At 73.9% G+C, this 14,039-nt stretch carries 13 protein-coding genes; 6 read left to right on the forward strand and 7 right to left on the reverse strand.

Annotated features, from left to right (window positions below; all coding sequences use genetic code 11):
* Nucleotides 1–80 precede the first annotated feature (80 nt).
* Nucleotides 81–1,655 (forward strand): hypothetical protein, encoded by a 1,575-nt coding sequence (locus KIK06_RS09720; protein ID WP_268642888.1) that lies wholly within the window; start codon nucleotides 81–83, stop codon nucleotides 1,653–1,655.
* Between the two features lie 60 nt (nucleotides 1,656–1,715).
* Here KIK06_RS09720 and KIK06_RS09725 read toward each other — a convergent pair whose 3' ends face one another.
* Complete coding sequence (locus KIK06_RS09725; protein ID WP_268645928.1) at nucleotides 1,716–2,171, reverse strand: GNAT family N-acetyltransferase; 456 nt, start codon at nucleotides 2,169–2,171, stop codon at nucleotides 1,716–1,718.
* Between the two features lie 146 nt (nucleotides 2,172–2,317).
* Complete coding sequence (locus tag KIK06_RS09730) at nucleotides 2,318–3,169, reverse strand: hypothetical protein (protein ID WP_268642889.1); 852 nt, start codon at nucleotides 3,167–3,169, stop codon at nucleotides 2,318–2,320.
* A gap of 140 nt (nucleotides 3,170–3,309) precedes the next feature.
* On the opposite strand from KIK06_RS09730, the gene KIK06_RS09735 reads away from it, so the two are divergent.
* Together KIK06_RS09735 and KIK06_RS09740 are read left to right on the forward strand one after the other, a co-directional pair.
* The gene (locus KIK06_RS09735) at nucleotides 3,310–5,073 is read left to right on the forward strand and encodes a PD-(D/E)XK nuclease family protein (RefSeq protein ID WP_268642890.1); all 1,764 of its coding nucleotides are present in this window, start codon (nucleotides 3,310–3,312) and stop codon (nucleotides 5,071–5,073) included.
* 274 nt (nucleotides 5,074–5,347) lie between these two features.
* Complete coding sequence (locus KIK06_RS09740) at nucleotides 5,348–5,860, forward strand: DoxX family protein (protein ID WP_268642892.1); 513 nt, start codon at nucleotides 5,348–5,350, stop codon at nucleotides 5,858–5,860.
* On the opposite strand, the gene KIK06_RS09745 is transcribed toward KIK06_RS09740, so the two are convergent.
* Nucleotides 5,822–7,684 (reverse strand): hypothetical protein, encoded by a 1,863-nt coding sequence (locus KIK06_RS09745; protein WP_268642893.1) that lies wholly within the window; start codon nucleotides 7,682–7,684, stop codon nucleotides 5,822–5,824. The genes KIK06_RS09740 and KIK06_RS09745 overlap by 39 nt on opposite strands.
* Before the next feature lie 163 nt (nucleotides 7,685–7,847).
* Between KIK06_RS09745 and KIK06_RS09750 the strand changes: the two genes are divergently transcribed.
* Complete coding sequence (locus KIK06_RS09750; RefSeq protein ID WP_268642894.1) at nucleotides 7,848–8,585, forward strand: SDR family NAD(P)-dependent oxidoreductase; 738 nt, start codon at nucleotides 7,848–7,850, stop codon at nucleotides 8,583–8,585.
* 123 nt (nucleotides 8,586–8,708) lie between these two features.
* Here KIK06_RS09750 and KIK06_RS09755 read toward each other — a convergent pair whose 3' ends face one another.
* The gene (locus KIK06_RS09755) at nucleotides 8,709–9,968 is read right to left on the reverse strand and encodes a DUF5685 family protein (protein WP_268642895.1); all 1,260 of its coding nucleotides are present in this window, start codon (nucleotides 9,966–9,968) and stop codon (nucleotides 8,709–8,711) included.
* Nucleotides 9,969–10,158: 190 nt separating this feature from the next.
* Nucleotides 10,159–10,383, reverse strand: coding sequence for a hypothetical protein (locus KIK06_RS09760; protein ID WP_268642897.1), 225 nt, complete (start codon nucleotides 10,381–10,383; stop codon nucleotides 10,159–10,161).
* 233 nt (nucleotides 10,384–10,616) lie between these two features.
* On the opposite strand from KIK06_RS09760, the gene KIK06_RS09765 reads away from it, so the two are divergent.
* A complete protein-coding gene (locus KIK06_RS09765) occupies nucleotides 10,617–11,444 on the forward strand; it encodes a metallophosphoesterase family protein (RefSeq protein ID WP_017599892.1) in 828 nt (275 codons plus the stop codon).
* Nucleotides 11,445–11,473: 29 nt separating this feature from the next.
* Here KIK06_RS09765 and KIK06_RS09770 read toward each other — a convergent pair whose 3' ends face one another.
* The gene (locus tag KIK06_RS09770) at nucleotides 11,474–11,782 is read right to left on the reverse strand and encodes a glyoxalase/bleomycin resistance/dioxygenase family protein (protein ID WP_268642899.1); all 309 of its coding nucleotides are present in this window, start codon (nucleotides 11,780–11,782) and stop codon (nucleotides 11,474–11,476) included.
* 108 nt (nucleotides 11,783–11,890) lie between these two features.
* A complete protein-coding gene (locus KIK06_RS09775; RefSeq protein WP_268642900.1) occupies nucleotides 11,891–12,532 on the reverse strand; it encodes a pyridoxamine 5'-phosphate oxidase family protein in 642 nt (213 codons plus the stop codon).
* 34 nt (nucleotides 12,533–12,566) lie between these two features.
* On the opposite strand from KIK06_RS09775, the gene pdxR reads away from it, so the two are divergent.
* On the forward strand, nucleotides 12,567–13,988 hold the full coding sequence (gene pdxR, locus KIK06_RS09780; RefSeq protein WP_268642901.1) for a MocR-like pyridoxine biosynthesis transcription factor PdxR: 1,422 nt from the start codon (nucleotides 12,567–12,569) through the stop codon (nucleotides 13,986–13,988).
* Nucleotides 13,989–14,039: the final 51 nt, after the last annotated feature.

Consider the following 14,039-nt stretch of genomic DNA (forward strand, 5'->3'; position numbering starts at 1 on the left):
TTCCGGCGTTCTCCCACACGCGAGCGGCCGACGGGGTTAGCCTGATGCTGCTTCGGAGATCCACTCTCGGTGAGTCCGCCATGACTGAACGCATCCTGTCCGCCGTCGACGAGTGTCTGGACTGGGCCCGGGGGCTCGGCCCCCCGGTCGTCGTGGACGTCGACGCCCTCCTGTTCCTCCTGATGACCCACCGGGACGTCGGGGCCCCCGACCCCGGGGACTGGACCACCACCGACGTCCACGACATCGCCCGCACCGTCCGCGACTGGGAGCGCGTGCCGGACACGCTCCGGGACACCTGGCTGACCTGGTGCGACCACCTCGTCGACCGGGGCGGGCTGCTCTCCGGCGAGAGCCCGCGCAGACTGCGCGCGGCCATAGCGGCGGTCGACCTGACCCCCGGCGGTCCTCCCCCGGAGCCCGCGGCCGCCGACCCCGCCGACGAGGCCGTCCTGCCGCTCCTGGACCGTCTGGGTGTCGGCGGGGACGGCGCCCCGGACCCGCTGCCCCCGATCGTGCCCGCGGCACCGGAGGAGCTGGGAGCCGCGGCGCGGTCGTGCCCTCCCCTGGCCGAGGCCGCGCGGCTCACCGCGTGGGTGGGCGAGGGGCGGCCGCTGGACCGCGCCCTGCCGCATGACGCGCTGAACCGCGAGGACACCGACGCCGCCGCCGGCTCCCTCGGGGTCGCCCCGGACGAGGTGCACCGGATCCTGCGGGTGGCCCGGGAGGCGGGGCTCCTGCGCTCGACCTACACCCGGATCCTGCCCGGGCGCGCTGCCCGCGCCTGGGCGGAGGGCGACCCGGGGACGGCGGCCGACGCCTGGGCGGACGCCTTGCTGGTGATGACCGGATCACGCGGTATGACGGCCTTCCTCCTGCTCACCGACCTGTTCGTCTGCGGGCGCCCACGCACCCCGGAGCAACTGGTCGAGGTGTACGGGCCCGGGGTCGCGCTCGGCCGGTGCCCGGACGGACCCGCCGACCACGTCCGCTCGGTCCTGGAGACGCTGGTCGGCCTGGGCGCGGTCGAACGGGTCGGTGGGAACGGCTTTCGCGTCACCCCGTTGGGGGACCACTTCGCGGTGCGGCAACTGCGCCACTCGGGTGCCGACGTCCAGCTCGCTCCCTCGTTGGAACGCATGGAGGCCGAACACGTCCTCACGGTCCTGGAGAAGGGGCGTCCGGTCGACGCCGAGGGCCTGATGGCACGGTGGACGTCCACCCGCGACGCCCACACCGTGGCCCGGGAGCTGCTGGAGGCCTCCGCGGAACCGCGCGCCTGGCACCGCAGGAACCTGGTCGTCGCCACCCTGGCCGACCTGCGCGCCGATCTCACGCCGGTGCTGCGCATGTACGTCCACCACCCCGTCCTCGGCGGGTGGGCGCGGCGGCTGCGCGGCACGCACACCGAACCGCCCACGTCGCACCAGGTGGTGTGGGCCGTCCTGGACAGCTACGCGGTCCTGGTCGAAGCCGGTCGGCCGTTGCCGGACCGGGACCGGGAGCGCTACGCCGGGTGCGCCGAGCAACTCACGCGCACGATGTGGCTGACGGGGCATCCGGCCGCCGAGACCGTGCTCGACCGGCTCGCCGACGGCGCCCTGGGCGAACCGCTGGCCGAGGCCGCCCGCCGGGTGCGGCCGGTCAGCTGTTGAACGTCCGCGGGCCCCTCCACCCCGGGGCCCGCGAACGGGGACGGTCGCGGTGCGAGGTGTTCAGCTCTTCAGCGCCAACGCGTAGACCTGCAGGTCGACCCCGGGCACGGGTGTCCAGTCGCGTTCCGGCACCCGTGTGAAGCCACGGGCGCGGTAGACGAACTGGGCCGCGCGCATCTGCGGCAGGGTGGACAACACGATCCGGACCACGCCCTCCTGGCGGGCTCGCTCCACGAGCGCGTTGACCAGGGCGCGGCCCACGCCGAGCCCCCGTGCCTGGGGCGCCACGGCGAACGCCCGGATCTCGGCCTCGTCGGCGCTCCGGGCGACCTCGCTGTCGGGCGACCACGGTTCGTACATGATCGTCCCCAGCAGCCTCTCCCCGTCCACGGCCACCAGAACCTCCCCCGTTCCGTCCGCCCCCAGCAGCCGGAGCGTCTCGGCGTACGCGGGGCTGGCCTCCAGCAGTCCGTCGGCGAGGTAGGCGGTCACGCGCAGGTCGCTGACGGCGGTCATCTCTTCAGGCAGTACTCGACGCACGATCATGCACGTCATTCAACAGGAAGAACCCCCGGCCGCGCGGCTCCCGAGGCTGCGGGTCGGGGGTTCTTGGGTCGCGTGTGGGGACGGAAAGGCCCGGACCGGCCCCGAGGAGGGGTCCGTCAGGTTCCCTTGATGGCCCCGCACTCCCCGCCGTCCGGGTCGGCGGCGTCCTCACGGGCGTTGTCCAGGTCGTAGGGGTCCTCGGGTCGGCCCTCGGGACGATCGCCCCTGGGCAGCTCGTCGGGGTAGGCGGGGGTCCAGGTGTGCTGGTCCAGGCAGTGCGCCGGACCCACCGAGCGCGTCCAGTAGGGCCAGAGCTCCCAGGTGCCGTCGCCCATGTCGTAGAAGGACACCTCGCCGAGGTGCGAGGTGACCAGGCGGACCGACGCGGGGTCGCCAGGGCGGGCGACCGGGTGGACGATCGTGTACTCGGTGCGGACCGCCAGGTAGTCCAGCCCGTTCGGGTCGCTCGCCTCCTCGGCCCACATCCGGCCGTCCACCTTGACCACGTCGCCGATCGGTTCGGCCGTGCCGGGGGTGAGGTTGAAGGGGATGTACCGGGTGTCGATCTCCGGGTCCTCGTGCCCGTGGTTCTCCAGGTACCAGTCCAGGGACTGGGGGGTGAGAAGGGCCGTGAACTCGCTGTTGTCCTCGTCGAAGACGGCGTCCTGATCGAGGTAGACGGCCTCCATGAGCTCCCGGGTGAGCTCGTAGGCCTCACGGACCCGCGCCTGCGGGTAGGGCCCGACGGCGTCGATCTCCCCTGGGACGTCGAACCCCTCGGCGTAGCCCTCCGCCTCGGTGCCGCCGAAGGGATCGTCGCGGTCGACCTCGTCGAGGATGACGATCCCGTTCTGTTCGAGCGCGTCGTCGGCGAGGTCCTCGAGCAGCTGTTCGACGGGTGCGCAGGCGGTGAGGGTCAGCGCGGCGGCCAGAGTGACGCACAGAGCCGTATGGGAGAGACGTGACATGGGGGATGCCTCGATGTGTTTGAGCGAAATGCGAACAATGACACCTTTCTTACCAGCGTGAAACGCACCCGATCCGACGTTGTCCACAGCCCTGCGTCAAACATCGTCGAAACGTGCCACACTCGCGACCAGGAGGAGACATGGCCCCCTGGACGAACGGCACCGCCGATCTCGCACCCGTCATCCGCGTCCACGGCGGTGTCGTGAGCCCCACGGCCCGCCACTGCCCCACCCACCTGCGCACCAGGACCGAGCACGCCTTCGGCGCGGCCGCTCCCGGCAAACACCCCTACCTCGCGCGATCCGCGCTGAGCCCCCTGACGGCCGTGCTGGATCTGGTCGAGCACCGCGGACGGTCCGTCGAGGACGCGTGTGCGCACCTGCCCACGCGCGGCGGACGCGCTGTCCGGATCATGGGGGAACCGGTCGCGCCCCCGCACGAGGGACTCCTGGCCTGGACCCGGCATGCGGCCCGTACCTACCTCGGCGCCCTGGCCGCCGGCTCCGGGGAGCGCGCCGACGGGGTGGACCGCGTCCCCGTCGCGGACCCGTGGATCCTCCGGTACCTCCCGGAGACCGGCTCGGGGCGTGCCCGGCCCTACGAGGTGTGCGTATGGGGGCGCCGGTACCTGCTGCGCGACGGCCCTCGGATCACCCGGGAACTGCGCGTGCCCGTTCCCGGACCCACACGGCCACCCGGGCCGGAGGAGGTGGCGGTCACCGCCTTCGTGGTGGCCACAGGGGCGCACGTCGACCGCGCGGCGTTCGAGGCCCGCCCCTGGCGGTACGTCGGCGGCGCGCCGTACGCGACGCGCCCGCACCGCCTCCCGGAGGAGGCGCCCGCGCGTGTCCGTGTGGTCCAGGTGTCGTGTCTGGACGGGAGCGAGGCCACGCTCTTCGAGGGAACGGTCACCGAGGCCGGGGAACGGTACGCCGCCTTCGGCCGGGAACCGCTGCGGGCGGTGCTGGCCCCGGGCGGGCGGGTGCCGGGAGCCGACTGCCGTCCGTGCCGGAGCCGGGACCGCTGCGGGCGGCTGCCGCGCGCTCCCGGCCTGTTGGGCGTGCGGGACCGGTCGCGCCCGCGCCGCACCTGGTCGGTGACGGCGGGGTCGTACCACCGGGAGTGCCCGGCCAAGGCCCACTTCCACGCGCTCGGGCTACCCTCCGGGGCGGGCGGCGATGGGCCCGAGGGCGCCGCCGCCCGACGCGGACACGCCGTCCTCTCCTGGATCGCCGGGCGGCACCGACGCTCCCCCGCCCGCGTCTGCACCGCCGACGACCTTCCTCCGGACGGGGACGCCTGGTCGGCGGGCGGGGTCGACGTCACCGGCCGCGCCGCACGGACGGGAGCATCGATGCTCGAACGCCATCTGGCCGTCTGCCCGCTGAGCGACGCCTCCCGACCGGGCGCGGTCCACGTCGACTATCCGCTGACCGTCGACGACCCACTCGCCGACGTCCTCGTCCGTTGCAGCGCCGGCCTCGTGTTCCGCCGCGACGGGGCGTGGGTGCTCCGAGAGCTCACGACGGCACGGACCGGCACCGTCGCGGACCTGGACCGCCTGCTTCACGACCAGCCGCGCCTCGCCCTGCTGGTCCTGCTGGGCACGGCGGTCGTGCCCCCGACGGCCCCTCGGCCGACGATCGAACTGGAGGTCCTCACCCCCGACGGAGCCCACGTGCGGGCGGTCGACCCCGACCTACCGCGGAACCGTGCCACGGCCCGGGCGGTCGTGCGGGCGCTGGCCGCTCCCTGGCACGCGGACACCGCCCACGTGGCCGTCCCCGGGCCGGCGTGCCGCACCTGCCCCTATCGGCGTTGGTGTCCGCAGGCGGCCGGTTCAGCCACCGGCCCGGCCGGTGTGGCCGGCTCACGCGTCGAATCATCGGCTTCTCAGTCCTGAAGGGCCGAGCTCGCGGGACGCCCGCCCGGCTGCCGGGTCGACCTCCAGCGCCCAGGAGCCTCCGGGAGTCACCAGGGGCGGAGGGCCGCCGCCCCGCCTCCTGCGCCTCCCGGTCTCCGCAGGGCCATGACGTGGGAAGCGTCGCGGTCCGCCCGGCGGCCGACGCCACCACATCTTTCCATTGACAAGTTACCCTCTCACAGGGGTATCTTGCCATTGGCAAGTCCTCTCCCGTGAAGCAATCTTTCCACTGGAAAGTTTAGAAGGAGCCACCGTGGAACCCCTCATCACCCTTGTCGGCGTCACCCTGGTCCTGGGGGTCTGCGGAGCTCTCGGCGTGCGTCGGCTGCGTCCGTGGCCGGTCGCCCTGCGCGGCGGGCTGGCGGCGATGTTCGCGCTCACCGGCACGGTCCACTTCGTCGGAATGCGCGAGGAACTCGTCGCGATGGTCCCGCCCGCGCTGCCCGCGCCGGGTCTGCTGGTCACCGTGACCGGTGTCCTGGAACTCGTCGGCGCCGCCGCGTTGCTGTGGACTCGGACCGCGCCCTGGTCGGCCGCCGGCCTCACCGTCCTGCTCCTGGCGATGTTCCCCGCCAACGTCCACCTGGCGCTGTCCGGCGCCGACCTGGCGGCGCACCAGGAACTCGTCCCGCGCACCGCGCTGCAGGCGGTGTTCCTGGCCGCGACCGTCACCGTCGCGGCCACACACCTGCACCGCGCTCGTCGGCCGAGCCCCGACACCGACGGGTCAGGTGTCGGTGGTGAGGGAGTGCGCCCAGTCCAGTAGTCTGCGGCGCCTGGCCCGCGCCGGGAGCTCCACCACCGGCCAGTGGTGTCCGGCGGAGGCGGTCGGGGTGTCGGCCGCATCGGCGCAGAGCCGGGCGTCGGACCGGCAGGCGCCACGCCGAGGGCCGGTGTCGTCGGCTTCCACGCACGTGTCGAGGCCACCCCACGGCGCTGGGGTGCCCGCGTCCTCGAACAGCAGGGCCGCGGCCCGCTCCAGTTCACCGTCGCCGAAACGGCCCCCGCCCCCGCGCACGTACCCGGCGAGCGCCCTGCCCAAGGGGCTGAGTGCACCCTGGGCGGCCACCCCCATCAGTTCCGCCTCGTACAGGGAGTGGACGAACGCCTCGACCACGGCTCCGGAGTCCCCGGCGGCCGGTCGGTACCACAACGCCGACCGGACCAGCCAGAACAGCCCGGGCGGCAGACTCTGGTCCCGGTCCTCGACGAGCCCGGCGGACAGCAGCGGACCGGACGTGACCCCGCTCCCCAACCCCTCGGGGAGGGCGCCCAGCGCCAGGACCAGGGCGGACCGCAGCGCGGTCGCGCCCGGCAGTGTCTGCGTCCCGGGGATGCCCGCCTCCGAGCCGTCCGGACCCCAGGTCGGCACCCCCGGAAGCCGCAGCCACGCCTCCAGAAGCGGGGCGACCCGCTTCGGCGGCTCGACGCTCCTCCAAACCGGAGCCCAGTCGGCCGTGGTGATCCGGCGTCCGTCACGTACGAGCAGCCCGGCCTCGTGGGCGGTCTCCACCCACAGCCGGGCCTCGGCCTCACCCACGCCCAGCGCCCGGACGAGCCGGTCGCGGTCCCCGGCGCTGACGCCGACCACCCGGCGCAGGACCAGGGGCCGGGCCGCGATCTCCTCGACCAACCGGTCGACCGCGTCCAGTGCCGCGCTGACCGCCGCCCTCGCCTGGTCCACCACGGCGGTCGGGTCAGTGGGGAGCCCCACGGGCTCGGGTGGTGACGGGGCGAAGGGGAGGGGCCCGCTCTCCCGAACCGTCGCGGCCACCTCGCGCGGCGGCATGGCCCTGGCCGGCCCGACCGGCACCAGGAGTCCGCGTTCGGCCAGCCAGTCGGTGTCCGGGTCGCCCGACCCCTCCGGACGGATCCGGTAACGCGACCGGCCATCCTCCTCGAAGCAGTCCGTGGCCAGGACCCTTCCCCTGGCCGCGAGCTGCCGTAGCAGAGTGACGGCCCCCTCCGGGGCGGTGTCGAGCAGCGCGCGCACCTGGTCGGGGTCGGTCAGACGCGCGACGATCGCACGCCTCACCACGGCGGGCTCCCGTGTGGGGTCGGCACCGAGCGCCAGGGCGACCCGGTGCAGCTCCGTGGCGGCCAGGACCTCGGTGAAGGCGGAGAAGACCCGTGGCCCCCACCGGTGGACGCCGAACGCCTCCACCAACCCCAGGGCGAGGTGGTAGCGGTCATCACCGGCGGGCCAGACGAGGGCACGCCCCTCCAACTCGCTGAGCGCCGCCTCGGCCGCGCGCCGAGCGGTGCCGTGCCAGGTGCCGATCCGGGCGAGGAGTTCGGCACGGTGCAGCGGTAGGGCGGTGGAGCCACCGGAGCGGCGCGGCCTCCTTCCGAGGCGCCGGGAGGCGGCCTCGGTCCTGGCGGTGACGTCCGCCGCCGCGACGAGCAGGTCGCACTGCGCCGCGGTCAGCGCGTCGAACACCCCGGTGCGGGCCACCGCGCTCGCCGCGTACGGCAGCAGGTCCCGCCGGGCGTCCTCCTCCACTCCCTCCACGAGCTCACCGAGGATGTCGGCGACCCGATCGATCGGCATCGATCTGAGATGCTCCCTGAGCGCAGTGAGACGATCCATGTACGCAACGCTAGTACCCCGCGCCACCGCTGGGGGCCGAACGGGGCGGAGCGGAACACCTGGGGCGTCCGGGTTCCGCGACCCGAACGGCTAGGGTGTCCGACATGTCACGTCATGGGATGAAACGCCGGTACTACTCAGTGATCCCCGCGAGGGAGGCCGCGTGAGGAGGAACGTCCTGGTCACCGGAGCCTCGCGAGGCATCGGCAGGGCGATCGCCCTGGCCTTCGCCGAACAGGGGGACCGGGTGGTCGTGCACTGCGGGAACCGTCGGACCGAGGCGCGGGCCACACTGGAACGGCTGCCCGGGGAGGGACACGTCCTCGTCCAGGCCGACCTCTCCGCCCCTGACGGGGCCGCGTCCCTGGTGGAGCAGGCGATCGAGCGCACCGACGGGATCGGCGTCCTGGTGAACAACGCCGCGCTCAACCCGGCGCACCCGATCGCTTCGGTCTCCTTCGACGCGTGGCGGACGGCCTGGCGTTCGGTCATGGACGTGAACGTCTTCGGTGCGGCCGACGTCAGCTACCTCGTCGCCCGGCACATGATCGACCGGGGCACGCGCGGGCACATCGTCAACGTCGGCTCCCGGGGCGCCTACCGGGGTGAGCCCGACCACCCCGCCTACGGAGCGAGCAAGGCGGCCCTGCACTCCCTCGGCCAGTCACTGGCGGTCGCGCTGGCCCCGCACGGCATCAGCGTCGCCTCGGTGGCTCCGGGCTTCGTCGAGACCGAGCGCGTCGCCGACCGCCTCACCGACGCGGTCCGCGCGGACAGCCCGTTCGGCCGCGTGGCCGAGCCCCGCGAGGTCGCCAACGCCGTGCGCTACCTGGCCTCCCCCGAGGCTGTGTGGAGTTCGGGCGCGATCCTGGACGTCAACGGCGCCTCCCACCTGCGCTGAGGCGGCCCGGGCCCGTGACCCGGACCGCGGTCGGCCCTGCGCGCCCCGCTTCCCGGCCCCGCTGTCGGAACGGGGCGGGCCGTGGCCGGATCCGGCCACGGGTCCGTGGCGTCGGTCACAGTGTCAACAGTCACAGCAGTTACAGCAGGTGCAGCATTCGCAGAGGCCGCACCAGGATTCGCGCGGTTTGCCCGACCACGGCCCGGGGTGGGGGTCCCGGCAGCAGAACTGACAGGTGCAGCACATGAACAGCGCGACCGCGCACCCCGGCAGGACGCCGCGTCCGCGGGGCGGGTGCGACCACGCGGGGGTGTCGCACGAGCAGGATCCGCAGCACCCCTTCCTGTCGGACGACCCGCCGGAACCGTGGTTCCCGCCGGAACCGCCACCGCCCCCGGTCCAGCCGTGGTCCCCTCCGCCGGCGGAGAAGTGGTCGCCTCCGCCATGGCGCGGCCGCTGGTTCGGGTGCCCGTGGCGGGGGTGCCGGTACGGCTGGTGGCCGTGGGCGGGATGTCCCTGCCCGGGGTACCCGGCGTGGACGAAGGAACGATCGACGGCACGGCGCAGTTCTCGCACAAGGAGCGCGCGCACCAGGCGGTCGTCGGTGAACTCCGCCTCGTCCAAGGCCAGCCGGACGCCCAGGACGGCGTCGTCGCACAACTCACGGGCTCGGGCGAGCCCGGTCCCGGTGGCCGTGAGCGGGTTCCAGGCGCCCTTGTCCGCGTCCTCCTCGCGGTCCTCGACGGCGTCCAACAGGTGCGCGAGGCGGCCGAACAGGCGTCCCGCCTCACGCAACGGTTCGGTGTTGGCCGGGCGTCCCGCCAGAGCCGCGGTATGGGCGAACGCCGTGCCGGTGGCCTCCTCCGTGGGACGGGTCACCGTCAGAACGTCGGTGCCCGGTCCCGCCGCGAGCTCGACCTCGCGCTGTCGCCCGACCACCGCCACCAGCCCGGAGCCGTCGAACCCGAGCCGCTCACCCGACGCCTGTGCGCCACGCCGCCAGCGCTCGGCCACCCGCCCGGCGAACGCTCGCACGCCGCGTCGGGCGTAGGGGCCGTCGCCGTCCTCGATGTGGTCGGTGATCTTGGCCGAGGCCAACAGCAACGACACCGACGCCGCCAGGTGCGCGCCGGAGCCGTCGGCGACCTCGGCGCCGCGCATCCCGCGCAGGGGGCAGGGACCGGCCGCGCGGGTGCTCGCGCACTCCTCGGACTGGGCCGCCGCCAGGACCGACACCACCAGTCCGTCGTAGTTCGTGGCGATCCGCGAGGTCTGCCCGTGATCGTCCCTCAAGGCCAGGCACAACCCGCACATGTGGGACATCCACTCCTCGGCGAGTCCGTCGGACAGGGTGTGCCGACAGGGACGCAGGATTCCGAACACGGGCCGCTACCTCATCTCGTGCCACCGCGGGCGGCGACGCGCCCGTGGTCTCGTGCGTGCGATGAGGTTGGACCCCCGAGTCAGGCACCAGGTTCCCGACCGGCCCCGACTTTCCGGTCCCGGTCCGGCGGCGACCGGAGGGCCTCCCGGCGGCGCGGTCCACGCGCCGCCGCTCCCTCGGGCTCGGCGGCTACCGGACCTCGCCGTCGATCCGCTTGCACTCCTGCAGTGTCACGGTGTCCTTGTCCAGGGCCTCCGAGCAGGTGGCGGCGCAGATCAGCAGGCCCCAGAACGAGTCCGTCGACCCGCAGCGGACCTTGACCGGCTCATCCGGGGTCTGGGCGTAGGCCACCCCCGGGACCAGTCCGACCACGACCGCGAGCGCGACGGTCCACAGCGTTTTCCGAACGGACATGCCTTCTCCTTACGAAAGCCGACTCGACGCAACTGTCGGAGACCAGCCAATGACACGGAGACACGATCCTCGGGAAGGCGCACCAAAGCCATACGCAATCGTGTCCTCCGTACCGTCACCAAACGTGACGAAAGGGGCCGCACGCCCTCGCCGGCGGGCCACCCGCCCCGTGCCCGCCACGGGACCGCTGCGTAGGGTGGACGCCGTCCACGTACGCGGGGAGGGACGACAGTATGAGCCTGGTCGCCATCAGCGACCTCCACGTCCGGCACGGGGAGAACCGCGCCTTCACCGAGGCGCTGCGGCCGGAGTCCGACGACGACTGGCTCCTGGTCGCTGGTGACGTCGCCGAGACCGCCGACGACATCCTGTGGGCCATGGAACTGCTGAGCAAGAGGTTCTCCACGGTGGTGTGGGTTCCCGGAAACCACGACCTGTGGACGGTGCCCACCGATCCCGTCCGACTGCGCGGCCTGGCCCGCTACGAGTACCTCGTGCGTGCCCTGCGCGACCTGGGCGTGCACACCCCCGAGGACCCCTACCCGGTCTGGGAGGGTCCCGACGGCCCGGTCGTCGTCGCTCCCCTGTTCCTCCTCTACGACCACACCTTCCGCCCCGAGGGAACACGCACCAAGGAGGAGGCCCTGGCGGTCGCCCACGACGCCGGGGTGGTGTGCACGGACGAGTACCTACTGCACCCGGACCCCTATCCCGGCCGCGACGCCTGGTGCCGCGCCAGGCTCGACTACACCCGCGGGCGCCTGGACGCCCTCCCCCAGGGCGCCCCCACGGTGCTCGTCAACCACTGGCCGATGGTGCGCGAACCCACGCGCGTCCTGCGCTATCCCGAGTTCGCCCAGTGGTGCGGCACGGAGGAGACCGCCGACTGGCACGTGCGCTACCGGGCCCGCGCCGTCGTCTACGGGCACCTGCACATCCCCCGCACCATCGTCGTGGACGGCGTGCCCCACATCGAGGTGTCCCTCGGTTACCCCCGTGAGTGGGGTCCCCGGCCCGCGCCCCCGGAGGGCCCGCGCCGGGTGCTGCCCCTCCCCCGCTGACCGCCCGGGTGTGTCGCCCGACCGGTGGGTCAGGTCGCCTGAACGTCGACCTTGCGGCCGTCGGGGTCGGTGAGCACATGGCGTCCGGGCGCGAGCGGCGGTCGGGCCGAGGCGCCGTCGACGCTCACGCCCAGCCGGACGGCGCCGGTGGGCCGGTCGCGGACGGGGTAGATCTCGAACACGGTGCCGTCGTCGAGCACGGCGGCGTGGTGCCGTGGGCCCCGGCCGTGCCGTTCGAGCTCGAAGCGCAGCCCCAGGGCGGAGTAGAAGTCGCGGCACTCCTCCACGCGCTCGGTGTAGAGCACCAGGAGGGTGATGCGTGCGCTCGACGTCGCCATGGGGCTCCTTCACGGGTCGCCGGTCGGACACCGGCCAACCTATCCGTGCCCCGTCGGCGCCGTGCGGGCGGGCGGCGCGCCACCGGGGGCGGAGAGAGCGGCGTCCGCTCAGGCCGGGTCGGGCCGGTGCGCGACGTGGTCCGGCGCCTCCAGGCCGGGTGCGAGCGCGGGGTCGGGCTCGGGCTTGCCGAAGACCTGCCGCACCGGCAGGACGCCCGCCCACACCGGCAGCGTGTAGTCCTCCTCGTCGTCGGCGGGCGGTCCGGTCCGCACCTTGACCGAGGCCTCCTCCAGCGACAGCGCCAGCACGCGCGTGGCCGCCATCTCCTTGGCGTTGGGCCTACGGGCCACATCCCACTGGCCCGGCGCCAGCTGTTCGGTCAGCGCGCGCAGCCCGGCCATCCGCTCGTCCTCGTCGGTGACCACACGCGGTGTCCCGTAGATCATGGCGGAGCGGTGGTTGACCGAGTGGTGGAACGTGGAGCGGGCCATGACGATGCCGTCGAGCAGGGTCACGGTGACGCACACCTCTCCCGGGACGCGCAGCGACCGCGCCCCGGTGGACCCGTGCAGGTAGAGGGTGTCGTCGATGCGGCCGTACCCGGTGGGGACCACCATGGGCGCGCCGTTCGCGACCACTCCGAGGTGGCAGACCAGTCCGGCGTCCAGGAGGTCGTACAGTTCGGCGCGGTCGGTCCTGGCCTTGTGCTTGGCCCGGCCGAGCCGGGTCCGTTCGGTGGTGGAGAGCATGCTCCTACGCTAGACAGAAGTGGATACCCAGACCATGTCCACTTCTGACCCAAAATGGGAGACCACTGTGGCCCGGCACCTCACCGACCTGCCCATCGACCTGGACCGCGACGCCGCCCCGCCCCTCACCGCACAGTTGGCGGACGCGCTGCGCGAGGGCATGTCGGGGCGCTACCTCCAGCCCGGCGAGCGCCTGCCCGCCAGCCGTGCCCTCGCCGCGCAGCTGGGGGTCAGCCGGACCGTGGTGACCGAGGCCTACCAGCAGCTCTACGCCGAGGGCTGGCTGGAGGGGCGGCACGGGTCCGGCACCTTCGTCGCCGACCACGGCCCCCTTCCCGCCGTCGATCCGCCCCCGGTGCGGCCCTTGGCGCCGCGTCTGTCCCGACCGGAGGCCAGACGGCGGGGGATGGTCGACCTCCGGCCGGGAGCCCCCTGGGTGTTCGACATCGACCGCGCCGCCTGGCGCCGGGCCTGGCGGCACGCGGCCGAGGAGCCCTTCGGCGACGACCCCGACCCCCGCGGCCTGCCCCGTCTGCGCGCACTGCTGGCCGAACACCTACGCCGGGCGCGCGGCGTGCGGGTGGGGCCGGAGAACGTCCTGGTCACCCGGGGCACCGGCAACGGCCTCGACCTGGTCGCCGCGACCCTCCTCGGCCCCGGCACGCGCGTGGGGGTGGAGAGCCCCGGCTACGCCAAGGCCCACCGTGTGCTGGGGTCGCGCGGGGCCGAGGTCGTCTCCTGCCCGGTCGACCGCGAGGGGATCCTGACCGACGGTCTTCCTCCCGACCTGTCCGTCGCCTACACGACGCCCGCCCACCAGTACCCGCTGGGCGGGCGGCTGCCGATCCCGCGCCGCGAACGGCTCCTGACGTGGGCGCGCACGTGCGGGGCGATGGTCGTCGAGGACGACTACGACGCCGAGTTCCGCTACGACGTCGCGCCGCTGCCCGCCCTGTACGGCCTGGACCCCGGCAGGGTGATCCTCCTGGGCACCCTGTCCAAGACGCTCTCGCCCGACCTGGGCATCGGGTGGCTCGTCGCCGAACCCGCCCTGGTGGAGCGGGTGGCCGAGGTGCGCGCCGACCTGTCCGACCGCACGAGCGGTCCCGTCCAGGCGGCCACGGCGCTGCTGCTGGAGCGCGGCGACCTGGACCGGCACCTGCGCCGCATGCGCCGGGAGTACGCCCGCCGCCGCGGGCTGCTGGTGGAGTACCTGGGGCCGAGGCTGACCGGTGACACGGCGGGGCTGCACGTCATGCTGCCGCTGCCCGCGCACGCCGTGGCCGGGGTGGTCGACGCCGCGGCCGAACGCGGCGTCCTGGTCGCGGACACGGGTCACGCGAGCCCCGGCGAGCCCACCGTGCACGGTCTCATCCTCGGCTACGGCTCCGCCACCCTGTCCCAGCTGCGCCGCGCCTGCGAGGTCCTCGCCGACGTGCTCGACCACCGCGTCTGAGGGCGGTCCTCCCCGGACGAATGGGCACGGGTCCAGCGTGGGATGCTCGCC

Origin of the sequence: Nocardiopsis sp. EMB25 (genome assembly GCF_026797795.1) — a bacterium.
GTDB classification, from domain to species: Bacteria; Actinomycetota; Actinomycetes; order Streptosporangiales; family Streptosporangiaceae; genus Nocardiopsis; species Nocardiopsis lucentensis.

Excerpts from the sequence above, each read along its gene's own strand:
- KIK06_RS09760 (WP_268642897.1), bottom strand. The coding sequence starts at position 10,383 with ATGTCCGTTCGGAAAACGCTGTGGACCGTCGCGCTCGCGGTCGTGGTC.
- KIK06_RS09735 (WP_268642890.1), top strand. The coding sequence starts at position 3,310 with ATGGCCCCCTGGACGAACGGCACCGCCGATCTCGCACCCGTCATCCGC.
- KIK06_RS09765 (WP_017599892.1), top strand. The coding sequence starts at position 10,617 with ATGAGCCTGGTCGCCATCAGCGACCTCCACGTCCGGCACGGGGAGAAC.
- KIK06_RS09720 (WP_268642888.1), top strand. The coding sequence starts at position 81 with ATGACTGAACGCATCCTGTCCGCCGTCGACGAGTGTCTGGACTGGGCC.
- KIK06_RS09745 (WP_268642893.1), bottom strand. The coding sequence starts at position 7,684 with ATGGATCGTCTCACTGCGCTCAGGGAGCATCTCAGATCGATGCCGATC.
- KIK06_RS09775 (WP_268642900.1), bottom strand. The coding sequence starts at position 12,532 with ATGCTCTCCACCACCGAACGGACCCGGCTCGGCCGGGCCAAGCACAAG.
- KIK06_RS09770 (WP_268642899.1), bottom strand. The coding sequence starts at position 11,782 with ATGGCGACGTCGAGCGCACGCATCACCCTCCTGGTGCTCTACACCGAG.
- pdxR (WP_268642901.1), top strand. The coding sequence starts at position 12,567 with ATGTCCACTTCTGACCCAAAATGGGAGACCACTGTGGCCCGGCACCTC.
- KIK06_RS09730 (WP_268642889.1), bottom strand. The coding sequence starts at position 3,169 with ATGTCACGTCTCTCCCATACGGCTCTGTGCGTCACTCTGGCCGCCGCG.
- KIK06_RS09725 (WP_268645928.1), bottom strand. The coding sequence starts at position 2,171 with ATGACCGCCGTCAGCGACCTGCGCGTGACCGCCTACCTCGCCGACGGA.